We start from the raw sequence: 25,036 nt of genomic DNA, 5'->3' as shown, positions 1-25,036 counted from the left end.
CGGTCCGCCGCGGCTTCCTCGCGTCCGTCCCGTCCCATCGACTTCGGAAGGTTGCACCACCACATGCTGCGTCTCGCCGTTCCCAACAAGGGCGCGCTCGCCGAGCCGGCGCAGACCATGCTCCGGGAGGCCGGATACCGGCAGCGGAAGGACAGCAAGGAGCTGGTCGTCGTCGACCGGGAGAACTCCTGCGAGCTGTTCTTCCTCCGTCCCCGGGACATCGCCGTCTACGTGGGTGAGGGGACGCTCGACGCCGGGATCACCGGGCGCGACATGCTGATCGACTCCGGTGCGCCGGCCGAGGAGGTCATGCCGCTGGGGTTCGGGCGGTCGACCTTCCGGTTCGCCTCCACCCCGGGCGCGTTCACGAGCGTGGCCGACCTCTCCGGGCGGCGCATCGCCACCTCGTACGCCGGGCTCCTCGGCAAGTACCTCGCCGACCAGGGGGTCGACGCCCGGATCATCAAGCTCGACGGCGCGGTGGAGACCGCGATCCGGCTCGGCGTGGCCGACGCGATCGCCGACGTGGTCGAGACGGGCACGACCCTGCGGAACGTCGGCCTCGAGGTGTTCGGCGAGCCGATCGCCCACTCCGAGGCGGTGCTGATCAAGCGCGCCGGCGTCCCGGAGACCAACGGGTTCGAGCAGCTCATCCGCCGCCTCCAGGGCGTCCGGGTGGCCCGGGAGTACGTCATGATCGACTACGACATCCGGGTCGAGCGGGTCGAGGCGGCCATCAAGATCACTCCCGGGATGGAGGGGCCGACGGTCTCCCCGCTGCACCGCGAGGGCTGGGTCGCGGTCCGGGCCATGGTCCCCCGCAAGGACCACCAGCAGGTGATGGACCGGCTGTACGAGATCGGCGCGCGGGCCATCCTCGTCACGGCCATCTACGCCTGCCGCCTGTGAGCCGGATCCGCGGCGGGTCCGGGCCGGCCGCGTGCGGGCCGGCCGCCCGGGAGGGCCGTCCACCGGCGCCCGGTGCCGCACGAGGGCCGTGCCGGGGCCGGGCGCCCGGCGCGGGCCGCGGCCGCCGCGGCGGCCCGGTGACGGGCCCTCCGGCGCTCCCAGGGGCGCCGCCGGAAATTCCGATGCCGGTCTCCGGCGACCGGCACTATGGTGCTCTGCCATGACGGTACGGCCCGCGGCAGGCGGAGGCAGGTGGGTCTCGGTCGCGCCCGAACGGCTCCGGCGCTGGGTCGAGGGCTTCACCGAACGGCACGGCCCCATCCGGGTGAGCGCCACGCCGGAGAGCGTGCGGCTGGAGGCGGAGGACGGGGCGGTGGCCGAGTGCCGGGTGCCGTTCCCGCCGCTCGGCGAGGCCGGCGACCCCGTGGCGGAGCTGATCGCGCATGCGGGCCGGGAGCGGACCGTCGGGGTGCTGCTCGTCCGGCTCGGCGGTTTCGCGGCCGGGGTGTTCACCGGGGAGCGGCTGATCGCGTCCAAGGTCGGCTCGCGCCCCGTGCACGGCCGCAGCGCGGCCGGTGGCTGGTCGCAGCAGCGGTTCGCCCGGCGGAGGGAGAAGCAGGCCGCCGAGGCGCTCCGCGCCGCCGCAGAGGCCGCCTGCCAGGTGCTCGTGCCGTACGAGGCGGAGCTGGAGGCCGTGGTCCTCGGCGGGGACCGGCGCGCGGTGGGCGCGCTCCGGGAGGACCGGCGGCTCGCCGGGGTGTTCGCCCGGGAGACCGAGCCGTTCCTGGCGGTCCCTGATCCCCGGCGGTCCGTGCTGGAGTCGGCGCCCGGCCTGTTCCGGTGCGTCCGGATCCGCCTCATCGATCCCTGATCGTGCGGACCACGCCGGATGGAGTGCGGGCCCGGGCCGTGTGGCACGGCCGCCGGGCCACCGGCGTCCCCCGCCGTCGCGCCGGACGACGCCGGTCATGGCCACAGGAGTCCTACAATGTCCGCTATGCGCGCTCCCGGATGATTGTCCGCCCTAGTCGATCTTGTGCTATTTGTTCCCGGGAGTCCTTTTTTCATCATGATCATAGCAACTGGGGTGGAATTGCGCGCGGGTTTCCGCCTGCTCGTCGAGGGCGCGTCCTTCCGGGTGAACCCGGGCGACAAGATCGGGCTGGTCGGCCGGAACGGCGCCGGGAAGACCACGCTCATGAAGGTCCTCGCCGGGGAGGGCGTCCCGGCCGCCGGAACGGTCACGGTGACCGGGAGCATCGGCTACCTGCCGCAGGACCCGCGCGCCGTCGATCTGTCGGTCACCGCCCGGGACCGCATCCTCTCCGCGCGCGGGCTGGACCGGGTGCTGCGCGAGCTGCGCGAGGCCGAGGAGGGCATGGCCGCGGACGACGCCCGGGTCCGGGACCGGGCGCTGCGGGCCTACGCGCGGCTGGAGGACCGCCTGCACGCGCTCGGCGGCTACGCGGCGGAGGCGGAGGCGGCGACGATCGCCTCGAGCCTGGGGCTGCCCGATCGCGTTCTCGGGCAGCCGCTCGGCACGCTTTCCGGGGGACAGCGCCGGCGGGTGGAACTCGCCCGAATTCTGTTCGGTCGAGCCGATACTCTCCTGCTCGACGAGCCGACAAACCATCTCGATTCAGACTCAATTTGGTGGCTTCGGGATTTTTTACGTTCCTATCAGGGCGGATTGGTCCTCATCAGCCACGACGTTAAACTTCTTGAAGCAACGGTAAACCGCATCTTCCACCTGGACGCGAACCGCTGTCTGATCGACGTCTACAACGTGGGGTGGAAGGCGTACCTGGCCCAGCGCGAGGCGGACGAGCGGCGCCGCAGGCGTGAGCGGATCAACGCCGAACGGCAGGCGTCCGCGCTGCTCGCGCAGGCCGACCGGATGCGGGCGAAGGCCTCAAAGGCGAAGGCCGCGCACGACATGGAGCGCCGTGCGCGGCGGCTCCTCGCCTCCGTCGAGCCCGAGCGCCGCCCCGATCGGGTCGCCAGGCTGCGTCTCCCCGATCCCGCGCCCTGTGGCAAGGTCCCGCTGGCGGCCCGCGGCCTGTCCAAGTCGTACGGATCGCTCGAGGTCTTCACCGGCGTCGACCTCGCCGTGGACCGCGGCTCCCGGATCGTGGTCCTCGGCCTCAACGGCGCGGGGAAGACCACCCTGCTCCGGCTGCTCGCCGGCCTGGAGCGCCCGGACGCGGGGGAGGTGATCCGCGGCCACGGCCTCAAGCTCGGCTACTACGCGCAGGAGCACGAGACGCTCGATCCGGAGCGCACCGTGCTCGAGCACATGCGCGCGGCCGGGCCGGCCCTGGCCGACGGGGAGCTGCGGACCGTGCTCGGCTCCTTCCTGTTCAGCGGGGATGACGTGGACAAACCCGCCGGGGTGCTCTCCGGCGGGGAGAAGGCCCGGCTGGCGCTCGCCATGCTGGTCCTCTCCAGCGCCAACGTCCTCCTGCTGGACGAGCCGACGAACAACCTCGACCCGGCCTCGCGTGAGCAGATCCTGGCTGCACTCCGGCGATACACCGGGGCGATTGTCCTAGTCACACACGATGAGGGTGCCGTCGAGGCGCTCAGGCCGGATAGGGTGATTTTGTTGCCAGACGGCGTCGAAGATGTATGGAATGACGAATTTTCCGATCTGGTGGCGCTCGCATGATCTTATTTCGAGCAGCTGACGATCCTTTCCGGCCGAGGAGGTAGCCGATCCAGCGGAAATGACTGATCATGGCGTAAGTAACGCTGCGGAAGTCTGGCACTACAGGAGGTACTCGTGGCCGAGACCCTCAAGAAGGGCACCCGGGTGACCGGGGCCGAACGGGAGAAACTCGCCAGCGATCTGAAGAAGCGCTATACGGCGGGCGAGAGCATCCGTGCTCTCGCGGCTTCGACCGGCCGCTCGTACGGCTTCATCCACCGCATCCTCAGCGAGTCCGGCGTGACGCTCCGGGGACGCGGCGGGGCCACCCGCGGCAAGTCGAAGCAGCAGCAGCAGCGCTGAAGCAGCGCAGCGCACACCTCAGCACGCGCGACCGCGGCCGCCCTCCCAGCGGACGGGGGAGTCGGGTCCGGGCCGCCGCCGACGGGCCGGTAAGCTCGGGCGCGACCGTGGTTGATCGCCTGGCGCGGCCGGTGCACCGGAGCGGATCCGGACCGGGCGGGCGACGGCCTTCGACCGGATGCAGGAGCGGCGATGGCGGACGCGCAGATTGGGGGGAGTGGGGAGCGACCCGCTGAGGCGAGCGCTTCCCCGGCTGACGAGACGATCTCGGCTGGTGCCCCGGCCGAGGTCGGGGTGCGCTTTGAGGTGGACGGCGAGATCGCGACGGTCACCCTGTGCCGGCCCGAGAAGCGGAACGCCCAGACGCCCGCGATGTGGTCGGCGCTGGCCCGGTTCGGGGAGAACCTGCCGGAGCAGGTGCGGATCGTCGTGGTCCGAGGCGAGGGGCCGTCCTTCTCAGCGGGGCTCGACCTGAGCCTGCTGACGGGCGCACCAGGGCAGAGATCGTTCTCGGAGATCGCCGCACTGGACGATGCGGCGCTCGAACGGCTGATCGCCGAGTCCCAGCGCGGTTTCCTGTGGCTGCGCCGGCCGGAGATCGTGTCGATCGCGGTGGTGCAGGGGCACGCGATCGGCGCGGGCTTCCAGCTCGCGCTCGCCTGCGACCTGCGCATCGTGGCCGAGGACGCGAAGTTCTGCATGAAGGAGCCCGCGCTCGGGCTGGTGCCCGATCTGACCGGGACCAAGCCGCTGGTCGAGCTGGTGGGGCTGCCCCGGGCGATCGAGATGTGCCTCACCGCGCGGACCGTGGACGCGGCGGAGGCGGCGCGCTACGGGCTGGCCGAGCGGGTGGTGCCGGCCGGCGACCTCGACCGCGCGGTGCACGAACTGGTGACGTCGCTGCTCGCCATCGACCGGCACGCGGCCGCGGCGACGAAGCGGCTGCTCCTGGGGGCGCGGCAGCGGACCCTCGAAGAGCAGGCGGCCGCCGAGCGGAGCGAGCAGATGATCAGGCTGCGGACGCTCTTCTCCGCCCCGGCGCCGCGGGGATCCGCGGGCGCGGGGAATTGAGCGCCGTGCTCTGATTGCTGCACTCAGCGGGGGAGTGCGGTCATGGCGATGATGGGCGGCCACTACGGCTACGAGGTGATGCGGTCGCTGCGGCGCGACCGCTCCGTCATGCAGGAGCGGATCGCCCCGGGCACGATCCGCCGCATCGGCGCCTGCGCCTGGCCGTTCCGCTGGCAGATCGCCGCCTTCCTCCTGCTCGTCGTGGTGAGCGCGGTGACCGCGATCGCCAACCCGCTCCTGATGAAGGCGATCATCGACGACGGGATCGTCCCCAAGCGGCTCACCGTGGTGGTCTGGCTCTCCGTGGCGATCGCCGCGCTCGCCGTGCTCGACGCCGGGCTCAGCCTGGCGCAGCGGTGGTTCTCCGCGCGCATCGGCGAGGGCCTGATCTACAACCTGCGCACCGAGGTCTTCGACCACGTGCAGCGGATGCCGGTCGCGTTCTTCATGCGGGCGCAGACCGGCGCCCTGGTCTCCCGGCTCAACACCGACGTGATCGGCGCGCAGCGCGCGCTCACCACCACGCTCTCCTCGGTGGTCTCCAACGTGGTGAGCCTGGTCATGGTGCTCGGCGCCATGATCGTGCTGTCCTGGCAGATCACCCTGGTCGCGCTCGTGCTGCTGCCGATCTTCATCGTGCCGGCGAAGTGGATCGGCCGCCGGATGTCCCAGCTCACCCGCGAGCAGATGCAGCTCGACGCGGAGATGAGCTCGGTGATGACCGAGCGGTTCAACGTCGCCGGGGCGATGCTCGCGAAGCTGTACGGCAGGCCCGAGGAGGAGGCGGCCCACTTCAGCGAGCGGGCCGGCCGGGTCCGCGACGTCGGCGTGACCGTGGCCATGTACGGCGCGCTGTTCCGGATCGCGCTCGGCCTGGTCGCCGCGCTCGCGACGGCCCTCGTCTACGGCTTCGGCGGGGCGCTCGCGGTGAGCGGCGCCTTCGAGCTGGGGACGCTGGTCGCCCTCTCCACGCTGCTCATGCGCCTGTACGGCCCGCTGACCAGTCTCTCCAACGTGCACGTGGACGTGATGACCGCGCTGGTCAGCTTCGACCGGGTGTTCGAGGTGCTCGACCTCAAGCCGATGGTCGCCGAGCGGCCCGGTGCGCGGCCCATCCCCCCGGGGCCGGTCACGATCGAGTTCGAGGACGTGCGGTTCCGCTACCCGAGCGCCGAGGAGGTCTCGCTCGCCTCCCTGGAGGCGGTCGCCCGGCCGGACGCCGGACGGCCGTCCCAGGAGGTGCTCAAGGGCGTGTCGTTCACCGCCCGCCCCGGCGAGCTGGTCGCGCTCGTCGGGTACTCGGGGGCGGGCAAGACCACCATCACGGCCCTGGTCTCCCGGCTCTTCGACGTCACCGGCGGTGCGGTGCGCCTCAACGGGCTCGACGTCCGGGACGCCACCCTGGAGAGCATCCGGGAGACGGTCGGCGTGGTCCCGCAGGACCCGCACCTGTTCCACGACACCATCCGCGCCAACCTCCGGTACGCCCGGCCGGACGCGACCGACGAGGAGCTGTGGGAGGCGCTGCGCGCCGCCCAGATCGCCGACCTGGTGGAGAGCCTGCCCGACGGGCTCGACACCGTCGTGGGGGACCGTGGCTACCGGCTCTCCGGCGGGGAGAAGCAGCGCATCGCGCTCGCCCGCCTCCTGCTCAAGGCCCCGCGGGTCGTGGTGCTCGACGAGGCCACCGCCCACCTCGACTCCGAGTCCGAGGCCGCGGTGCAGAAGGCGCTGAAGAGCGCGCTGCGCGGCCGGACCTCGCTGGTGATCGCCCATCGGCTCTCCACGATCCGGGAGGCCGACACCATCCTGGTGATCGACGGCGGCCGGATCGCCGAACAGGGCCGGCACGAGGAGCTGCTCGCCCGCGGTGGCCTCTACGCCGAGCTGTACCGGACCCAGTTCGCCGACGCCCCGGCCCGGGCCGCGGTCACAGATAGCCCAGCCGGGTGAGCTCCTCGCGTGCCACCTTCTCCACCAGCCCGGCGTCCGCGGCGGAGAGCCGCGACCGCCAGCTCCCCGGCCGCGGCGCCGGCGCGCCGTAGAGGGCGATCGCCGAGACCTCGGCCTCCAGGAACCGGGAGATCGCGTCGACGGCCGTGTCCGGTGCGGCGATCATGTCCTCGTAGCGGAGCGTGAGCAGCCGGTCCGGGGGCAGCTCCCGGCGCAAGGTGGCGCTGAGCCGCACCGCCCCCCGCCAGCGGAGCGCGGCCTTCCCCGCGGACGGCATCCTCGCCCAGCGGTCCCGGTGCTCGGCCGAGCGGAGGCCGAGGAACGGGTTGGGGAACTCGGCGTCCTCGCTCAGCATGTGCGGCTTGAACCAGGCGAGGCAGGCCGGGTCGGCGAGCATGTCGGCGGCGACGTCCCGGCCGTCCCGGATGACCTGGATGAGCCGGGCGTCGGGGAACGCCTTCAGCAGCACCTGCGCGCTGTAGATCAGGTCCGGGGTGGCGTCCCCGAACCTGGTGAGCGAGGCCGCGTTGACGCACGGCCCGGAGCCGATGATCCCTCCCGCCTCCCGGCAGGCCGGCGGGCACTCGGCGCAGGCGCCCGGCCGCACCTGCCAGGCCTCGGCGAACGCGTCGCGCAGCACGGCCGGCGCGCCCCCGCTGCCGGCGATCGACGGCCGCCGCGCGAACGCGTACACGACCCGGGTGACGGCCGCACGGCCCATGGTGATATGGAAACCCGGAGTCCGCTTGATGGCACGCGCCACGAGGTCCGCGCCGGAGTGCGGAGCGGAGATCACGAACACCGGCCGCCGGACCTTGACTCCGTTGACCACGAGAATGTGCGTCGGAGGTCGCATAGGTACGGTCAAGTCTGACACCCTTTGGGGATGCACGAACGCAGCCGAGCCGGAGCCGCCTCCGGCGCGCCGGTGACGCCACCGGCACGGCTCCCGCGCCCGCTCCGCCCGGGGGACCGGGTCGCCCTGGTCGCGCCCTCGGGGCCGGTCGACCCGGACGCGCTCGACCGGGGCCGCGCGGTCCTCGCCGCTCTCGGGCTGGAGGTGGTGACCGGCGCCCACGTGCTCGACCGGAACGGTTTCCTCGCCGGGGCCGACGGCGACCGGGCCGCCGACCTGGCCGCCGCCTGGTGCGACCCGGGCGTGGCCGCGGTGGTCTGCGCCCGGGGCGGGTACGGCGCCACCCGGCTGCTCGGCCTGCTCGACTGGGCGGCGATGCGGGCGGCCGGCCCGAAGATCCTGATCGGCTCCAGCGACATCACCGCGCTCCACCGCGCGTTCGCCGACCGGCTCAGGGTGGCCACGCTCTTCGGCCCGATGCCGGCGACCCGGGTGCTCGGGGGCGCCGACGGCCCGGACCGGCCCACCCTCGACCGGTTGCGGCAGGCCCTGTCCGGGGAACCGGTGCGGATCGAGGGGACCACGGTGGTCGTGCCGGGCCGGGCCGAGGGCCCGCTCACCGGCGGCAACCTCACCCTCCTCGCCGCCCTGTGCGGGACACCGTACGCGCTGCGCGCCCGCGGGCGGATCGTGCTCCTGGAGGACGTGGGCGAGCAGCCGTACCGGATCGACCGGATGCTCACCCAGCTGCTGCAGGCGGGCTGCCTCGACGGCGCGCTGGGGTTCGCGCTCGGGTCGTGGGTCGGCTGCGGGGACGCGCTGGAGGTGCTCGCCGAACGGCTGGCCCCGCTGGGCGTGCCGGTCCTCGCCGGCCTGCCCGTGGGCCACGGCGCCCCGCAGTTCCCGGTCTGGCTCGAGGCGCCCGCCGTGCTCGACACGGCGTCGCGGACGCTCACCAGCGCGGCCGGGCCGGCCGGCACACCCGGGTGACCCCTCGCCCACGGCCGCGCGGCCCGGGCGAACCGGCCCTCCGCGGTGGCCGTCACCGCGGCCCCGCCGGGTGCCCGGCGCCGCCCGCTCGGCACGGCCGGCCCGGTCCGGCGCACGCCGCGGCCGGCGCTCCCGGAGGCCCGCACGCGTCCGGGCATCGCCGGGCCGCCCGTCCCGGTCACCGGGCCGTCCGGGCGGCGGCCCCGGCGGCGCGCACGGCCCGGTCGAGGGCGAGGGCGGTCCGCACCAGGTGGATGTGGCTGAAGGCCTGCGGGAAGTTGCCGAGCTGCCGGCCGAGCCGCGGGTCGTACTCCTCGGCGAGCAGGCCCACGTCGTTGCGGAGCGAGAGCAGCAGCTCGAACAGCTCCACCGCCTCGGCCACCCGGCCGGTCATCGCCCGGGCCTGGGCGAGCCAGAAGCTGCACGCGAGGAACGCGCCCTCGGTCCCGGGCAGGCCGTCGATCGGGTTCTCCTCGGCGATGGGGTAGCGGAGCACCAGCCCGTCGGTCATCAGCTCCCGCTCGATCGCGGCGATCGTCGACGCCACCCGCGGATCCTCGGGCGGGAGGAACCCCACGATCGGGATGAGCAGCAGCGCCGCGTCGAGCTCGCGGGAGCCGTACGACTGGGTGAACGTGGCCCGCTCCGGGTCGTAGCCCTTGGCGCAGACCTCGGCGTGGATGCGGTCGCGCAGCTCCTGCCAGCGGTCGGCCGGGCCCTCGCGCCACCCGAGCCGCACCGCCCGGACCGCGCGGTCGAACGCCACCCACGCCATGACCTTCGAGTGGACGAAGTGCCGCCGCGGGCCGCGGACCTCCCACAGGCCCTCGTCGGGCTGCGCCCAGTTGACCTCGAGGAACCCCAGCACCGCCCGCATCATCGCCCAGACGTGGTCGTCCGGGGGGAGGCCGCGCCGGCGCGCCTCGAAGAGCGCGTTGAGCATCTGCCCGTAGACGTCGAGCTGGACCTGCCCGGCCGCGCCGTTGCCGATCCGCACCGGGCGGGAGTTCTCGTACCCGGGGAGCCAGTCGAGGATCAGCTCGGGCAGCCGCCGTTCGCCCGCCACGCCGTACACGACCTGGTGGTCCTCGGGGCGGCCGGCCACGGCCCGGATCAGCCAGTCGCGCCAGGCGGCCGCCTCCTCCAGGTACCCGGTGCTGGTGAGCGCCTCGAGGGTCATCGCGGCGTCCCGCAGCCAGCAGTACCGGTAGTCCCAGTTCCGCACCCCGCCGAGGTGCTCGGGCAGGGAGGTGGTGGGCGCGGCGACGATCCCGCCGGTGGGGCGGTACGTCAGCGCCTTCAGCGTGATCAGCGAGCGGACCACCGCGTCCCGCCACGGGCCGTGGTACGTGCACCGGGAGACCCACTCCTCCCACAGCTCCCGGGTCGCGGCGAGCTGCGCGATGGGGTCGATCGCCTCGGGCGGCGGCTGGTAGGAGGGGTGCCAGGTGAAGATGAACGGCAGCCGGTCTCCGGCGGAGACCCGGAACGCGGCGGAGTGCCGGTACCCGCCGCCCTCCAGGGGCACCGGGGAGTGGATCCAGACCGAATCCGGGCCGCCGATGGCGTGGAGCAGCCCGTCGCGGCGGCGGACCCACGGCACGATCCGGCCGTAGTCGAAGCGGATGCAGATCTCCGTGGTCATCTCCACCGTGCCGGAGACGCCCTCGACGATCCGCACCAGGTCCGGGTTCTCATGCCGGGGCGGCATGAAGTCGATCACCTTGACCGTGCCGCCGGCGGTCTCCCACACCGTCTCGAGGATCAGCGTGTCCGGGATGTAGGAGCGCCGCGACGCCCGCTCCATCCCGGCCGGGGCGAGCCGCCAGAAGCCGTGGTCCCCGGTGCCGAGCAGCCGGGCGAAGCACGCAGGGGAGTCGAACCGGGGCAGGCAGAGCCAGTCGATCGAGCCGTCCCGCCCGACCAGCGCGGCCGACTGCATGTCCCCGATGAGGGCGTAGTCCTCGATCCGCATGGGGACACGCTAGCCCGGAGCCCTGGCGGTGGCGCCGCAGGTCACCCCGCGCGGGCGGGCTCCGTTCCGGCCGGGTCGCCCATGAGCGCCCGGAGCCGGCCCGAGCCGAGCGCGATGAGCAGGCCGGCCGCGATCGCGGCGAGGGCGAGCACCAGGTAGTAGACGGGCATGGGCACCACGGTGGTGAGCCGGTAGACCTGGCCGCCGGCCGCGTCGCCGAGCGCGATCGCCAGGTACCACACGCCCATCATCTGGTTCTGGAACGCGGCGGGGGCGAGCCGCCGGGTCACGGAGAGCCCGACCGGAGTGAGGAAGATCTCGCCGATGGTCTGGATGAAGTACACCGTGAGCAGCCAGGCGACCGAGACCTTCGTCCCGCCGGCGGCGAACCCGGCGGCGACCGCCATCACCACGAAGCTCAGCCCGATGAGCAGGAGCGCGGCCGCGAACTTCGCCGGGATGCCGATCCGGTCCCCCGCGGCGACGAAGAACCGCGCGAACGCCGGCGCGAGCAGGATGATCGTGAGCGAGTTGACGTTCGCCACCCAGCTCGGCGGCACGTCGAACCCGAGGATGTGCAGCCGGGTGTGCTCCTTGGCGAAGAGCAGCAGGGCGCTGCCGGCCTGGTCGTAGATCATCCAGAAGACCGCGGCGGCGAGGAAGAGCCAGAGGTACGCGTACAGCCCGGTGCGCTCCGGCGGGGTGATCTCATGGGAGCCGAAGAGCAGGAAGGCGAAGTAGGCGAGCGGCACGAGCGCGGTCACCACGGCGAGCGCGAGCGTGAACCGCTCGATGGTGAACGTCCCGCTCAGCGCCCACAGGCCGAGGGCCGCGGCGGTGACGGCCGTCCCGGTGAGCGCCACGGCCGTGAAGCGGCGCCGCTCCGCAGGGGTGAGCCGGTGCCCGGGGCGCTCGCCCGCGCCGGCGAGGCGCCGGCCGCCGAGCACGTACTGGGCGAGCCCGATCGCCATGCCCGCCGCGGCGGCGCCGAACGCCAGGTGCCACCGGTCCCCGCGCTGGAGCCAGGGCACGACGATGATGCCGAGGAAGGCGCCGACGTTGATGCCGAGGAAGAACAGCGTGTACCCGGCCTCCCGCCGGGGCTCGTCCTCGTCCCGGTAGAGGTGGCCGACGAGCGCGGCGATGTTCGGTTTGAGCAGCCCGCTTCCCACGGCGATGAGGGCGAGCCCCAGCCAGGTGAACGGCCCGGCCACGGGGACCGCCATGGCGAGGTGGCCGGACATGATCACGCACGCGCCGAGCAGGACCGTCCGCCGGGTGCCGAGCAGCCGGTCCCCGATCCAGCCGCCGGCGAGCGCGAGCAGGTAGACCGAGGCGATGTAGACGCCGTACACCCCGACCGCGGTCGTCTCGGAGAGCCCCATTCCGCCGGCCACCGGGGGCGCCACGAGGAAGAGGACCAGGATCGAGCGCATGCCGTAGTAGCTGAAGCGCTCCCACATCTCGGTGCCGCAGAGCGTGGCGAGGCCGCGTGGATGGCCGGAGAAGGCCGGGCCCCGATCGCGGGCCGGCGAGACGGTTTGCATCGGGCTTTACTCTCCGTTAATCCGTTTTGTCTCGTTTCACCCTGCCTGATCCAAATGAGTGATTCAACCCGTTAAGTGAAAATCACTCCGCAGCAAGGTCATTGGGGCTTGTCGGGAGGGTGATGCTGTGGTGTGATCCAGGTCACTTCGGCAGCAGCACCGTGGGAGGCGCGATGGCCAGTGTTCTGGACGAGCGTGCGGAGATCGAGCGTGAGATCGCCGGCAGGACCGTGTGCGACCAGTTGCTGAAGGTGGCCGAGGAGCACCCCGATGACCCCGCGTACTCCGACCGGACCGGGGACGGATGGGCCACGCTGACCTTCGCGCAGGCCCGCCGGCGGGTCCTCGAGATCGCGGCCGGGTTCGCCGCGCTCGGCGTGCAGCCGGGCGACGCCATCGCGCTGATGATGCCGAACCGCTCCGAGCACGTGCTCGCCGACCTCGGGGCCGTGCACGCGCGGGCGTTACCCTGCACGGTCTACGCCACCTTCGCCCCCGAGCAGGTCGCCTACGTCGCCAAGGACGTCGGCGCGGTGGTCGCGGTCCTGGGCGGCCCCGCCGACCTCGCCCGCTGGGAGCCCGTGCTCGGCGAGCTCCCCAGGCTGCGGAAGATCATCATGCTCGAGGGCGCGCCCTCGGGCGACGACCGGTTCCTGAGCTGGCGGGAGTTCCTCGCCATGGGCGCCGAGGCGCTCGCCGCCGACCCGGGCGCGGTGGAGGCGAGGTGGCGGGCGGTGACCCCCGATGACGTGCTCACCGTGCTCTACACCTCGGGCACGACCGGCCACCCCAAGGGGGTGCCGCTCACCCACGCCAACGTCCTCTACGAGGTCGCCACCACCGACCGGATCGTGCGGCTGCCCTTCGGCGGCACCCAGATCTCCTACCTCACCTACGCGCACATCGCGGAGCGGGTGCTCAGCCTCTACCTGCCGCTGTTCAAGCGGACCCACATCTACTTCTGCCCGGACATGACCCAGCTCGCCGCGGTGCTCGGCGAGGTCCGGCCGGTGATGTTCTTCGGGGTCCCCCGGGTCTGGGAGAAGATCGCCTCCAAGCTCCGCGCCCTGCTCACCCTGCAGCCCGCCGAGCAGCGGGAGAAGGTGGCCCAGGCGATGGCCGCCGGCCTGGCGTTCATCGAGGCCGGCCAGTACGGCCGGACCGTCACGCCCGAGGTGCGCGCCGCCTACGGGCAGGCCGACGCCGCGGTGCTCTCCGGCATCCGGAGCCTCATCGGGCTCGACCGGGCCGGCTGGCTCGCCACCGCGGCCGCGCCCATGCCCCAGGACGTGCAGCGGTTCTTCGCCGGCCTCGGGCTCAAGATCCTCGACGTGTACGGCATGACCGAGACGACCGGCGCCATCACCTCGAACACCCCCACGGCCTACAAGCTCGGCACGGTCGGCCGGGCCGAGCCGGGCGTCGAGGTCAGGATCGCCGAGGACGGGGAGATCCTCACCCGCAGCCCGCTCAACACCCGCGGCTACCTCAACCGCCCCGAGGCCACCGCGGAGCTGCTCGACGCCGACGGCTGGCTGCACACCGGCGACGTCGGGACCATGGACGAGGACGGGTTCCTCCGGATCATCGACCGGAAGAAGGAGCTCTTCATCACCTCGGGCGGGGAGAACATCTCCCCGGCCAACATCGAGAACCACCTCAAGGAGCACCCGCTGATCGGCCAGGCGCTCGCCTACGGTGAGGGCCGGCCGTACCCGATCGCGCTCCTCACCCTCGACCCGGAGGTCGCGCCGGAGTGGGCGCGGGCGCGCGGCATCTCCTTCGGCTCGCTCGCCGAGCTCGCCACCCATCCCGACGTGCTCAAGGAGGTGGAGGCCGGGGTCGAGGCCGCCAACCGGAGGCTCGCCCGGGTCCAGCAGGTGAAGCGGTGGCGGCTCCTGCCGGACGAGTGGACGCCGGACAGCGGGGAGCTCACCCCGACCTTGAAGCTCAAGCGCCGCCGGATCCACGCCAAGTACGCCGACGTGATCGACGATCTGTACGGCGGCGCCTGATCGGCCGCTTGCGAACGTTTTGCCCGGCCTGGGCGTGTCAGGGCGGAGGCGCTCCCGCCGCGCCGCCTACGGTCTCGGGGACATGAGGAGATCTTCGCTCGTCACGCTGGCCGCGGCCCTGCCGCTCGCGGCCGGCCAGGCCGCCGTGCCGCCGGCGCTGGCCGAGGGCACGGCGGCCGCGGCGCGCGGTCCGGTGATCAAGTCGATCGAGATCAGCCCATCCGACCCGGTGGTCGGCCCGAAGGACTCGGTCGCGATCGTCGTCGACGTGGTGGTGCGGGGCGCGACCGAGGTCAGCGCCGAGCTCGAGCCGGGCCGGCCGGACGGGGAACCGGGCGGCGCCCAGGCACGTCCTCCGGCGGCCGGAGCCCCGGACGCCGATGAGGCGGCCACCGGCCAGGAGGCCGGCGACGCGCCGGTGCCCGTCCCGGTCCAGCAGGTCACCACCGCCTTCGACCGGATCGCCCCGCTGTTCGCGTGGCGCAGCGGCGCCGTGCCCTCCTGGCGGGCGCGGGGCCTGCGGACCGCCGCGGCCGACGCCGGTTGGGAGACCTGGCGCTTCCTGCCGGAGAAGCGGCTGTCCCGCCGGTATCCGAGCGGCCCGTGGACGGTCACGGTCACCGCGCGGAACGCCCGCGGCGCCGAGACCACCGCCCAGGCCGAGTTCCGGTTGCGGCGGGCGACCGAGCTCTCGGGGGTCACGGTGGCGCGCGCGGGCGGCCGCGTCCGGGTCACCGGAACGCTGCTGCGGGTGGATCCGGCGGGCCGGGTGGCCTACCGGCCCTTCGCCGGGCAGCGGGTCCTCATCCGCCACCGGCCGAAGGGGGCGCGCTCCTGGCGGACGGCCGGGTCCGCCACGACCGGGAAGGACGGCTGGTTCAGCGCGAAGGTCCCGCGCGAGGGCGTCCAGGAATGGCGGGTGGAATATCCCGGAGATGACCACCATGCCCGATCTGTCAGCGGCACGAAACAGCTATGAACGCGGATGAACGTGCATATTAGGTCATAAAGTTCATCAATTATGAAATAAGTAATGTTATCAATTTGTAACCGCTTTTCGGGATCCGCACGGCAACTTTCCCCGTCATCGGGTCGTCTATCCGGTGGCGTACGAAACAGGGGGACGCCACGTCCCTTACGGGGAGAGGAAAGTCGTAATGGTGAAGCGGATCGCTACCACGATGGTGGCGGTCGCCGTCGGCGCGACAGCGCTGGCGGCCACCGCGCCGGCCTACGCGGACGGCGGTGAACCCGCGCCCGCGAAGACCGCGCGGCACGGGCACCCGTCCGCTCCGAGGATCCTGAGCTTCGAGGTCACCCCGAACCCGGTCGTGGTCAAGGGGTTCGGCTCGGCCTCGGTCACCGCCAAGGTGACCGCGCTCGGCGCCAAGAGCGTGGCCTTCGAGCTCAGCGGCCCCAAGGGCGCCCGCCGCGGAGACGGGCGGCCCGGGAAGCGGCTGGCCCCGTTCCACTCGCACGGGCCGGTCACCTTCTCCACCTCGTGGACCTTCACCTGGCGGGACGCCGGGACCTGGCGCGTCAGCGTCGTGGTCACCGGCGCCGACGGAAAGCGGCAGACCGCGGTGCGGTACCTGACCGTCAAGCGCGACCGCGTGGTGCCCAAGCCGCCGGTCGCGCCGAAGCCCACCCGGATCGTCGGCTTCGACGCCGCGCCCGAGCCCGTGCGGGCCGGTCGCCCCATCACGCTGCGCGGCAAGCTGCAGGTCGCCCGCTGCTACGGCGGCTGGTACTACCGGGTCGACGGCAACGTCGCCGTGCTGGGCCGTACCTGCCCCCACGACCGCCCCGCATGGTACGGCTGGTACCGGCTCGGCGGTCAGAAGATCGACGTCTACTTCCGCGCCAAGGGCTCGCGCCACTGGAAGCACGTCGACACCGTCAAGACCCGCGCCGACGGCAGCTTCTCCGCCAAGGTCCGGGCGCTGCGCTCCGGCACCTGGACCGTGAAGTTCGACGGCACCCGCTTCCTCAAGGGCAGCAGCGCCTCGGACTACGTCCCGGTGTACCGCTGACGGCCCGGATCACCGCGGTCCATGGCCGCCCGGTTCCCCGGTGGGCCGGGCGGCCGCCCCTGCGCCGCCGGCCGCCCAGGCCAGGGCGGCGTTCTCACACCGGATCCGCACCGCGAGCAGCGGGGCGTTGAGGAGCGTGAACGCGGCCGCCGTCAGCCACGCGCCGTGCACCAGCGGCAGCGCGGCGCCCTCCACGGCGACGGCGAGGTAGTTGGGGTGGCGCATCACCCGGTACGGCCCAGCGGTGACGAGCGGCATGCCCGGCACGACGATGACCTGGGTGTTCCACCGCGGGCCGAGGGTGCGGACGCACCACCAGCGCAGGGCCTGCGCCGCCAGCGTCAGGCCGAGCATCGGCCACCCCAGCGCCGGCCGGAACCGGCGGCGGGCGAGCCGTACCTCGAGCAGGCATCCGGCGAGCAGGCCGGCGTGCAGCGCGACCATCAGCGGATAGTGGCCCCGGCCGGTGACCACCCCGCCGCGGGCGAGGGACCAGCGGGCGTTGCGGCGCGAGACCGCGAGCTCGGCCAGGCGTTCCGCGCCGACCGCCGCCACCAGGAGCGCGTACCAGGGCGACATGCGCGCCACCTTCCCCGTCACCATCGCAGGAGCACGAGCTCGGAGCAGAACCCCGGGCCCATCGCGATCAGCAGCCCAGGCGAGCCCGGGGGCGGCCGCCGGGCGAGGGTGTCCCGGAGGGCGAACAGCACGGAGGCCGAGGAGACGTTGCCGATCTCCGCGAGCGTGCGCCACGTCACGTCCAGCGCGTCCTCCGGCAGGGCGAGCGCCTCGGCGACCGCGTCGAGCACCTTCGGGCCGCCCGGGTGGCAGACCCAGGCCGTGATGTCCCCGATGGTCAGCCCGTGCTCGCCGAGGAACCGCCGCACGTCACCGGCGAGGTTGGCCCGCACCAGGTCGGGGATGCCCGCGTCGAGCACCACACGGAAGCCCGAGCCGGTCACCCGCCAGCCCATGACCCCCTCGGAGCACGGGTAGAGGCGGCTGCGGCTCGCCACCACGGCCGGCCCCGGCCCCGGGGCCGCGGCGTCCCCGCACGCCACCACGGCCGCCGCACCGTCGCCGAAGAGCGCGGCGGCCACCAGGTTCGCCGGGGAGAGGTCGTCCCGCTGCAGGGTGAGGGAGCACAGCTCGACCGAGAGCAGCACGGCCACGTGATCCGGGTGGCCCCGCAGGTGGTCGTGGACCCGGGCGAGTCCCGCGGCCCCGCCGGCGCAGCCCAGGCCGAAGAGCGGAAGCCGGGTGACGTCCTCGCGGAGGCCGAGCCGGCCGGCGAGCCTCGCATCCAGGGAGGGGGTGGCCACGCCCGTGGTCGAGACGCACGCGATCATGTCGACGTCGCCGGGGGCGAGACCGGCCGCCTTCAGCGCGCCGCAGATCGCCTCGGCCCCGAGATCCAGCGCCGCCGCGAGGTAGCGGTCGTTCGCGGCCCCGAAACCGTCGAGCGCGCCGTACTCCTCGAGCGGGAGCGCCAGGTGGCGGTGGGCCACCCGCGCGTTCCGGTGCAGCCGGTCGAGGAACCCCCGGTCGGCGTCCGGTGGCAGGCACATCCGCGCGAACGCCGCGGTGATCTCTCCCTGCGCGTACCGGTACGGGGGCAGCGCCCCGTGGACCGCCGCGATCCGCGCCATGGTCCCCTCCTTGGCTGGCAGGCCGGGAACCGGTGACTCAACTCCTTCTGCCCGCCTGCTGCGGCGGTATGCCGGTCCGGGCCCGGCGCGCCGGCCGCGCCGCCGCGGCGGGCCTCGATCGGCCGCCGGGCTCCGCGGTCCGCGGTCCGGCGGGTGCCCTGCGAGCCGCCTGCGCAGCGACGGGGCGTGGTCCGCGTGGCCGATGGCGCGGTAGAGGCGCCGGCGGTGACCACCGCGTCGCGGGCCGTACGCGCCGAGCCGCCCGGGCCGTGCGCCGAAACGCCCGGGCCGTGGGGCGGGCCGCCCGGGGCGTGCGGCGAGGCCGGCCCGCGGTAGCGTGAGCGCGGGTCCGCCGCGGGCCCGATCAAGGACGAGCGATCCGAGGCGAGATCGTGGAGGACGCCATGGACAGCGCCGAGTGGGACCGCCGTTACGCCGAGAAGGAGCTGCTGTGGTCGGCCGAGCCGAACCGGTGGGTCGCGGAGGTCGCCGCCGACCTGCCGCCCGGCCGCGGCCTGGACCTCGCGGCGGGCGAGGGGCGGAACGCGCTGTGGCTCGCCGAGCGCGGCTGGACGGTCACCGCGGTGGACTTCTCCAAGGTCGCCCTCGGCCGGGCCCGGGCGCTCGCCGAACGGCGGCTCGGCGAGCACGTGGACCGGCTCCGTATCGTCGAGGCCGACCTGCTCCGCTACACGCCCGAGCCCGGGGCGTACGATCTCGTGCTCATCGCCTACTTCCACGCCCCTGCGGAGCAGCGGCGCGCGGTCGTCCGCGCGGCCGCCGGCGCCGTGGCCCCGGGCGGGCTGCTGCTCATCGTCGGGCACGACAGCGACAACCTCGCCAACGGCGTGGGCGGCCCGCAGGACCCCGCGGTCCTCTACTCCCCGCGTGACCTGGCCGCGGACCTCGCCGGGTGCGGCCTGGAGATCGTCCGGGCCGAGACCCGGGACCGGCCGGTGGAGCAGCCGGAGGGGACGCGGGTGGCCCGGGACGCGTTCCTGCTCGCCCGCCGCGGGTGACCCCGCGCCGCCCGGCCGGGAATCCCGGCGCCCGCGCGAGGGGTTGCCGCCACAAAGGCCACACGGCATAGGCTTAGGCTCTCGCGCAATGGAGGTCTCCTGGTGCTGGTCGACTCCTTCGGCCGGGTCGCGACGGATCTGCGGGTGTCGCTGACCGACCGGTGCAATTTGCGGTGCGCCTACTGCATGCCTCCCGAGGGCCTCGACTGGCTGCCCAAACCGAGCATCCTCACCGCTGAGGAGGTCATCCGGCTGGTCCGCATCGGGGTGGAGCGGCTCGGCATCACCGAGGTGCGCTACACCGGAGGCGAGCCGCTGCTCCGCCGTGATCTCGTGGAGATCGTCGCCGCCACCGCGCGGCTCCGCCCCCGTCCGCGGATCTCGCTGACCACCAACGGCATCGGGCTCGCCCGGCTCGCCGAGCCGCTCGCCCGCGCCGGGCTCGACCGGGTCAACGTCTCGCTCGACACGCTCGACCGCGAGCTGTTCATCCGGCTCGCCCACCGTGACCGGCTGCACGACGTGCTCGACGGGCTCACCGCCGCGGCGGCGGCCGGGCTCACCCCGGTGAAGGTCAACACGGTGCTCATGCGGGGCGTCAACGAGCACGAGGCGGTCCCGCTGCTGCGGTTCTGCCTCGAGCACGGGTACGAGCTGCGGTTCGTGGAGCAGATGCCGCTCGACGCCCAGCACGGCTGGCGCCGGGAGGACATGGTGACCGCGGACGAGATCCTCGGCCTGCTGAAGCAGGAGTTCGACCTCACCGAGGACGACCCGCGGGCCCGGGGGAGCGCGCCCGCCGAGATGTACCTGGTGAACGGCGGCCCGCACCGCGTCGGGGTGATCGCCTCGGTGACCCGCCCGTTCTGCGGCGCCTGCGACCGGGTGCGGATCACCGCCGACGGGCAGGTGCGCAACTGCCTGTTCGCGCTCGAGGAGACCGATCTGCGCACCGCCATGCGCTCCGGGGCGTCCGACGACGAGCTGGCCGAGCTGTGGCGGGGCGCGGTCCGGCGGAAGAAGGCCGGGCACGGGATCAACGATCCCGGCTTCCTGCAGCCGCCCCGCTCCATGTCGGCGATCGGCGGCTGAGGCGGCGATGCCGTACGACGCGGTGATCCTCGCCGGTGGGCGGGCCGCGCGGCTCGGCGGCGCGGACAAGCCGGGGGCGCCGGTCGGCGGGCTGCCGCTGATCGCGCGGGTGGCCGCGGCGGTGCCCGATGCCGGGCGGCTCATCGTCGTCGGCCCGCCCCGGCCGCTTCCGGAGCGGGCGGCGGGCACGCCCCTGGCGCGGGCGGTGTTCACCCGGGAGGATCCGCCGGGGTCAGGCCCGATCCCGGCGCTGCGGGCCGGGCTGGCACAGGTGCGGGCCGAGCTGCTGGCGCTGCTCGCCGCCGACCTGCCGTTCCTCACCGCCGGGCACGTCGCCCTGCTCCTCGAGCGCGCCCGGCGGGCGCGGGCCGGTGCCGTGCTGACCGATGAGGCGGGCGGTGAGCAGTGGCTGATCGGCGCGTGGCGCACCGGGGTGCTCGCCGCCGCGCTCGGCCGGTACCGGGGCACCTCGCTGCGCGGGCTGCTCGGACCGCTCGGGCCGGACCCGGTCCGGATCGCCGTGCCGGAGGGGGAGCGGCCGCCGTGGTTCGACTGCGACACGCCGGACGATCTCGCCCGCGCCCGCCGCTGGGCGGAGCCCGCGTCCCGGTGGTGACCGGTACGGCCCCGCTCACGGGCGTGGTCCGGGGCCGGGGATACGGGCACCTGGGAGCGGCACCACCGCGGGGCGTGCGCCGGGTGTGAGGGGGCTCGGTCGCGCGCCGCGCCGGGATGGCAGGCGAGGCGAGCGCGGCCGGCCGTGAGCGGATGCCCTGCCCGGACGCGTGCGTCGTCGGGGCGAGGGATGAGGTGACGCGGCCGGCCGTGAGAGGTGCCCCATCCGGACGCGCATAGGGCGTCGGGCCAGGGTGTGCGCGGCCGGCGTTGCCGGGGATGGCCGCTGAGGAACGGGGTGTGGTACCGGGCTTACCGCTTTCCGTACGCGGAGTCCGGCCTATCGGTATTCCCAGAAAAGGACGGCGCCGGGTGGCTACGGGGGCAAACCACCCGGCGCCGTATCATCGGCGTTCCGACGGGGGCCCGGAACGCCGGCACCAGCGCTCCGACGGGGGACCAGAGCGCTTGGCTAAACACTGTACACCGCAAACCCCTGACGTACGTCAAGAGTTCGTCACGACCCGATTTCGCGTCGGGATCCGGTTATCTCTTTCCGTTCAGGGGAGGTCAAATCAAGGTCTGGATCGACGTCCCGTCCTCGTTGATTGGCCCCGATAACGGCAACGTATGGCAAAAGAACCGCGGCGGCCACGAGAAGCAGCTTGATCGGCCACGGGGCCGGGAGGGCCACGGCCAGGATGAAACAGATCAGCCGGATGCCCATCTTGATGAGGTAGGCCCGCTCACGACGTTTGATGTCGTCGGTGAGGGAGACCGGGGCGTCCGTAACCCGGTGGACGACTTGGCGGTTGCGCCGGAATCCGCGCCATGACTTCACGAACTCCACGTTAGACCCCCTTGGCCGGGGACGGGTAAGCCGTACGGGGGTAGTCACGGCGACAGAGGGGGGAGAGATGAGCGATCGCACCTACCGGGTGATCGACGTCGTCGGCACGTCGGGTGAGAGCGTCGACCACGCGATCAGGAACGCGATCCGCCGGGCGGCCCGGACCATGCGGCACCTCGACTGGTTCGAGGTCACCGAGATCCGGGGGGACATCGCGGACGGCGACGTGGCCCACTTCCAGGTCGGCCTCAAGGTGGGCTTCCGCCTCGAGGACCCGGACTGACCGCGCGCCGCGACGGCCCGCGCCGAGGCGCGGCCCCGGTCAGCCCGCGCCGGAGCCGTCCCGCCGCGGCGCTCCCCGCGAACGGGGCCCGCGGGAGGTGCCCATGGGAGGACCGGGCCGCGGCGGCCGGCTCACCCGGGCTCACCGCCGGCCCGGCCGGGTCACATCGGCGTACCGCCGAGACGGCCGGCTCGCCCGGCCGGCCGACGCGGCGGTCAGTTCGCCTGGCTCACCGTGGACATGTTGAAGTCGGGCACCCGGATCGGCGGCATCACCACCCGGGTGAAGTAGTCGCTCCACTCCCGGGGCAGCGTCCGCTGGTGCGCGCCGACCTCGGTGAGCCGGCCGAGCAGCTCCACCGGGGACTCGTTGAACCGGAAGTTGTTGACCTCCCCGACGACCTCGCCGCCCTCCACCAGGTACACGCCGTCCCGGGTGAGGCCGGTGAGCAGCAGGGTCTGCGGGTCGACCTCCCGGATGTACCAGAGGCAGGTCAGCAGCAGGCCGCGCTCGGTGGCGGCGATCATCTCCTCCAGGGACCGGCCGCCCTCCGGGCCCGCCATGATCAGGTTGTCGACGCCCGGGGTGACCGCCAGGCCGGTCAGCTCGGCGGAGTGCCGGGTCTGCAGGAGGTTGGTGAGCGTGCCGTCCGCGATCCAGTCCGTCGCGGTGAGCGGGAGGCCGTTGTCGAAGACCGACTGCTCGCGGGTGGACGCGTGCGCGATCACGAACGGGGCGCACTCGATCCCCGGGTGGGCCGGGTCGCTGTTGATCCGCACCGGCAGCGGGGAGAGCCGCTCGCCGACGCGGGTGCCGCCGCCCGGCTTGGAGAAGACCGTCCGCCCGTCGGCCGCGTCCCGCGCGCCCGCCGACCAGTACATGTAGATCATCAGGTCGGAGACCGCGGAGGGCGGCAGGATGGTCTCGTAGCGGCCGGGCGGGAGCTCGATGCGGCGCTTGGCCCACTCCAGCCGCTGGGCGAGCGTGGCGTCCAGCGCCGGCACGTCCACGTCGGTGAAGTCGCGCGTCGCCACCCCCACCCACGCGGAGCGGGACATGTCGGCCGACTTCGCGTTGAGCTCCAGGCGGCCGGTCGGCTGGTCGTGGCGGAGCCGGAGCCCGGTCGACGAGCCGAGGAACGTGGTGGTGATCGTGTGCTCGGCGAAGCCGTACAGCCTCCGGCCGGACGCCTCGGCGGCGCTGAAGGTCTGCCCGAGCGCGGCGGTGAAGCCGCGGAAGACCTCGATGGAGGTCGGCTCGACCGGCCGGTCCCAGTCCGGGGAGACGGCCCCGCTCACCAGCGGCCGCGCGTCCTCGGACGGCGGCGCCTCCCGAGCGGCCCGGTCCGCCGCCGCCACCACGTCGGCGAGCTGGTCCGGCCGTACCGCGGAGCGGGAGACCACGCCGGCCCGGTCCCCGACGATCGAGATCACCGTGGTGCGGGAGGAGCGGCCGACCCCGTTCGTGGTGAGCGTGTTGCCGGCGAAGCGCAGGTTCGCCGTCGAGCCCTCGTCCACGATGACGATGCAATCGTCCGCCTCGCTCAGGGCGAGCGCCCGCTCGACCATCTCCTGCGGCGTCATGTTCCGCCCTCCGGGCTCGTTCCCTGTGCTCATCGCTTGCCGGCCTCCTGGACGGTGTTGAGGATCCGGACGCCCCGGAACAGCGCCGACGGGGCGCCGTGGCTCACCGGCGCGACCTGGCCCGGCTGGCCCTTCCCGCAGTTGAAGGCCCCGCCGAGCACGTAGGTCTGCGGGCCGCCGACCGCCTCCATGGAGCGCCAGAAGTCGAGGGTGCTGGCCTGGTAGGCCACGTCCCGGAGCTGCCCGGCGAGCCGGCCGTTCTCGATCTTGTAAAAGCGCTGCCCGGTGAACTGGAAGTTGTAGCGCTGCATGTCGATCGACCAGCTCTTGTCGCCGACGATGTAGATGCCGCGCTCCACCCGGGAGATCAGCTCCTCGGTCGACGGGCCGCCCTCGGCGGGCTGCAGCGAGACGTTCGCCATCCGCTGGAGCGGCACGTGGCCGGGCGAGTCGGCGAACGCGCACCCGTTCGACCGGCCCAGGCCCTTCAGCCGCGCCATGCGCCGGTCGAGCTGGTAGCCGACGAGGACGCCGTCGCGGACGATGTCGAACGACTGGGTCTGCACGCCCTCGTCGTCCCAGCCGATCGTCGCAAGGCCGTGCTCGACCGTCCGGTCGCCGACCACGTTCATCACCGGCGAGCCGTACTGCAGCGTGCCGAGCTTGTCGAAGGTCGCGAACGACGTGCCCGCGTAGGCCGCCTCATACCCGAGCGCGCGGTCCAGCTCGGTGGCGTGCCCGATCGACTCGTGGATCGTGAGCCAGAGGTTCGACGGGTGGATCACCAGGTCGTACGTGCCCGGCTCGACCGAGGGGGCCTTGAGCTTCTCGTCGAGCAGGTCCGGGATCTCGGCGAGCTCGGCCGGGAAGTCCCAGCCGGTGCCGGTCAGGTACTCCCACCCCCGGCCGACCGGCGGGGCGAGGGTGCGCATGTCGTCGAAGCGGGAGCCGTCCGACTTCATCGCGGTGAGCACCGGGTGGATGCGCACCCGCTGCTGAGTGGTGACCGTGCCGGCCGAGTCGGCGTAGAACTTCTGCTCCTTGACCTGCATGAGCGAGGCGGACACGTGGTCCACCCGGCCGAGCATCCGCGAGGACCAGTCGGCGAGCAGCTCCACCTTCTCGCCCACCGGGACCTCGAACGGGTCGATCTCGTACGAGGAGACCCACGTCACGTCGGCGTACACCGGCTCGGGCGCGAGCTCCACCGGCTCCCGGTTGATCGGCGCGCTCACCCGCGCCACCTCCACCGCCTCCTCGGCCGCCCGCGCGGCCGCCTCGGGGGTCAGCTCGATCCCGGACGCGAAACCCCAGGTACCATCCTTGATCACGCGGACGGAGAAGCCGAGGTCGTCGGCGTCCATGGAGCCCTCGAGCCGGGCGTCGAACAGGCGCAGCGTCTCGGCCCGCACCCGCTCGAGGCGGAAGGCCGCGTACTCCACCCCCAGGTCTCGGGCACGCTGCAGGGCGGCGTCCGCCATCCGCCGCAGGGGCAGGGCGAGGAAGCCGGGGTCGATCTGGCGCATGTCCACAGATCCTAACCGTGCGATCTTGTCTTCCGCATACAACGGGTTCCGGGCCCGTCA

22 protein-coding genes are annotated in these 25,036 nt (G+C 73.4%); 14 read left to right on the top strand and 8 right to left on the bottom strand.

The window, feature by feature from the left end; all coding sequences use genetic code 11:
• Window positions 1-63 precede the first annotated feature (63 nt).
• The 6 genes from hisG (at window position 64) to TBIS_RS09695 (ending at window position 6,943) form a co-directional block, all read left to right on the top strand.
• The gene (hisG, locus tag TBIS_RS09720) at window positions 64-909 is read left to right on the top strand and encodes an ATP phosphoribosyltransferase (RefSeq protein ID WP_013132208.1); all 846 of its coding nucleotides are present in this window, start codon (window positions 64-66) and stop codon (window positions 907-909) included.
• A 220-nt stretch (window positions 910-1,129) separates the two neighbouring features.
• A complete protein-coding gene (locus TBIS_RS09715; protein WP_013132207.1) occupies window positions 1,130-1,780 on the top strand; it encodes an acVLRF1 family peptidyl-tRNA hydrolase in 651 nt (216 codons plus the stop codon).
• Window positions 1,781-1,978: 198 nt separating this feature from the next.
• Window positions 1,979-3,577, top strand: coding sequence for an ABC-F family ATP-binding cassette domain-containing protein (locus TBIS_RS09710; RefSeq protein WP_013132206.1), 1,599 nt, complete (start codon window positions 1,979-1,981; stop codon window positions 3,575-3,577).
• Between the two features lie 114 nt (window positions 3,578-3,691).
• Window positions 3,692-3,919 carry a helix-turn-helix domain-containing protein gene (locus TBIS_RS09705; RefSeq protein ID WP_013132205.1) on the top strand — a complete coding sequence of 76 codons (228 nt, stop codon included), beginning with the start codon at window positions 3,692-3,694 and terminating at the stop codon, window positions 3,917-3,919.
• A gap of 192 nt (window positions 3,920-4,111) precedes the next feature.
• Window positions 4,112-4,990: an enoyl-CoA hydratase/isomerase family protein gene (locus tag TBIS_RS09700; RefSeq protein ID WP_013132204.1), complete on the top strand. Its 879-nt coding sequence runs from the start codon at window positions 4,112-4,114 to the stop codon at window positions 4,988-4,990.
• A gap of 42 nt (window positions 4,991-5,032) precedes the next feature.
• Window positions 5,033-6,943 carry an ABC transporter ATP-binding protein gene (locus TBIS_RS09695; RefSeq protein WP_013132203.1) on the top strand — a complete coding sequence of 637 codons (1,911 nt, stop codon included), beginning with the start codon at window positions 5,033-5,035 and terminating at the stop codon, window positions 6,941-6,943.
• On the opposite strand, the gene TBIS_RS09690 is transcribed toward TBIS_RS09695, so the two are convergent.
• Window positions 6,921-7,799, bottom strand: a complete 879-nt coding sequence (locus TBIS_RS09690) for a sulfotransferase family protein (protein ID WP_013132202.1) — start codon at window positions 7,797-7,799, stop codon at window positions 6,921-6,923. The genes TBIS_RS09695 and TBIS_RS09690 overlap by 23 nt on opposite strands.
• Window positions 7,800-7,829: 30 nt before the next feature.
• Here TBIS_RS09690 and TBIS_RS09685 point away from each other — a divergent pair, with 30 nt between their 5' ends.
• Window positions 7,830-8,789, top strand: a complete 960-nt coding sequence (locus TBIS_RS09685; protein WP_013132201.1) for a S66 peptidase family protein — start codon at window positions 7,830-7,832, stop codon at window positions 8,787-8,789.
• 178 nt (window positions 8,790-8,967) lie between these two features.
• Here the strand turns inward: TBIS_RS09685 and TBIS_RS09680 are convergent, their stop codons facing one another.
• On the bottom strand, window positions 8,968-10,764 hold the full coding sequence (locus tag TBIS_RS09680) for a glycoside hydrolase family 15 protein (RefSeq protein ID WP_013132200.1): 1,797 nt from the start codon (window positions 10,762-10,764) through the stop codon (window positions 8,968-8,970).
• Between the two features lie 41 nt (window positions 10,765-10,805).
• A complete protein-coding gene (locus tag TBIS_RS09675; RefSeq protein ID WP_013132199.1) occupies window positions 10,806-12,311 on the bottom strand; it encodes a peptide MFS transporter in 1,506 nt (501 codons plus the stop codon).
• A 173-nt stretch (window positions 12,312-12,484) separates the two neighbouring features.
• Here TBIS_RS09675 and TBIS_RS09670 point away from each other — a divergent pair, with 173 nt between their 5' ends.
• From TBIS_RS09670 to TBIS_RS09660, 3 genes are all read left to right on the top strand, one after another.
• Window positions 12,485-14,326: an AMP-dependent synthetase/ligase gene (locus tag TBIS_RS09670; RefSeq protein WP_013132198.1), complete on the top strand. Its 1,842-nt coding sequence runs from the start codon at window positions 12,485-12,487 to the stop codon at window positions 14,324-14,326.
• Window positions 14,327-14,408: 82 nt separating this feature from the next.
• Complete coding sequence (locus tag TBIS_RS09665; protein ID WP_013132197.1) at window positions 14,409-15,305, top strand: hypothetical protein; 897 nt, start codon at window positions 14,409-14,411, stop codon at window positions 15,303-15,305.
• A gap of 181 nt (window positions 15,306-15,486) precedes the next feature.
• On the top strand, window positions 15,487-16,359 hold the full coding sequence (locus TBIS_RS09660) for a hypothetical protein (protein WP_148231492.1): 873 nt from the start codon (window positions 15,487-15,489) through the stop codon (window positions 16,357-16,359).
• A 9-nt stretch (window positions 16,360-16,368) separates the two neighbouring features.
• On the opposite strand, the gene TBIS_RS09655 is transcribed toward TBIS_RS09660, so the two are convergent.
• Window positions 16,369-16,938 (bottom strand): isoprenylcysteine carboxyl methyltransferase family protein, encoded by a 570-nt coding sequence (locus TBIS_RS09655; protein ID WP_013132195.1) that lies wholly within the window; start codon window positions 16,936-16,938, stop codon window positions 16,369-16,371.
• A gap of 17 nt (window positions 16,939-16,955) precedes the next feature.
• Window positions 16,956-18,008 carry a type III polyketide synthase gene (locus TBIS_RS09650; protein WP_013132194.1) on the bottom strand — a complete coding sequence of 351 codons (1,053 nt, stop codon included), beginning with the start codon at window positions 18,006-18,008 and terminating at the stop codon, window positions 16,956-16,958.
• A gap of 404 nt (window positions 18,009-18,412) precedes the next feature.
• Between TBIS_RS09650 and TBIS_RS09645 the strand changes: the two genes are divergently transcribed.
• From TBIS_RS09645 to mobA, 3 genes are all read left to right on the top strand, one after another.
• On the top strand, window positions 18,413-19,027 hold the full coding sequence (locus TBIS_RS09645) for a class I SAM-dependent methyltransferase (protein WP_013132193.1): 615 nt from the start codon (window positions 18,413-18,415) through the stop codon (window positions 19,025-19,027).
• Between the two features lie 102 nt (window positions 19,028-19,129).
• The gene (gene moaA / locus TBIS_RS09640; protein ID WP_013132192.1) at window positions 19,130-20,119 is read left to right on the top strand and encodes a GTP 3',8-cyclase MoaA; all 990 of its coding nucleotides are present in this window, start codon (window positions 19,130-19,132) and stop codon (window positions 20,117-20,119) included.
• Window positions 20,120-20,126: 7 nt separating this feature from the next.
• Complete coding sequence (gene mobA / locus TBIS_RS09635; RefSeq protein ID WP_013132191.1) at window positions 20,127-20,735, top strand: molybdenum cofactor guanylyltransferase; 609 nt, start codon at window positions 20,127-20,129, stop codon at window positions 20,733-20,735.
• A 516-nt stretch (window positions 20,736-21,251) separates the two neighbouring features.
• Here mobA and TBIS_RS18660 read toward each other — a convergent pair.
• On the bottom strand, window positions 21,252-21,584 hold the full coding sequence (locus TBIS_RS18660) for a DUF3099 domain-containing protein (protein WP_013132190.1): 333 nt from the start codon (window positions 21,582-21,584) through the stop codon (window positions 21,252-21,254).
• Between the two features lie 67 nt (window positions 21,585-21,651).
• Between TBIS_RS18660 and TBIS_RS09630 the strand changes: the two genes are divergently transcribed.
• Window positions 21,652-21,867, top strand: a complete 216-nt coding sequence (locus TBIS_RS09630) for a dodecin (RefSeq protein ID WP_013132189.1) — start codon at window positions 21,652-21,654, stop codon at window positions 21,865-21,867.
• 215 nt (window positions 21,868-22,082) lie between these two features.
• Here TBIS_RS09630 and TBIS_RS09625 read toward each other — a convergent pair whose 3' ends face one another.
• Window positions 22,083-23,483 (bottom strand): metallopeptidase TldD-related protein, encoded by a 1,401-nt coding sequence (locus TBIS_RS09625; protein WP_013132188.1) that lies wholly within the window; start codon window positions 23,481-23,483, stop codon window positions 22,083-22,085.
• Window positions 23,480-24,976 (bottom strand): TldD/PmbA family protein, encoded by a 1,497-nt coding sequence (locus tag TBIS_RS09620; RefSeq protein WP_013132187.1) that lies wholly within the window; start codon window positions 24,974-24,976, stop codon window positions 23,480-23,482. Before TBIS_RS09620 ends, TBIS_RS09625 begins: the two co-directional genes overlap by 4 nt.
• Window positions 24,977-25,036: the final 60 nt, after the last annotated feature.

This window comes from Thermobispora bispora DSM 43833 (assembly GCF_000092645.1).
Lineage (GTDB): Bacteria > Actinomycetota > Actinomycetes > Streptosporangiales > Streptosporangiaceae > Thermobispora > Thermobispora bispora.
Note: the sequence above shows the minus strand (reverse complement) of the source record. Positions and strands in the feature narration are given on the sequence as shown.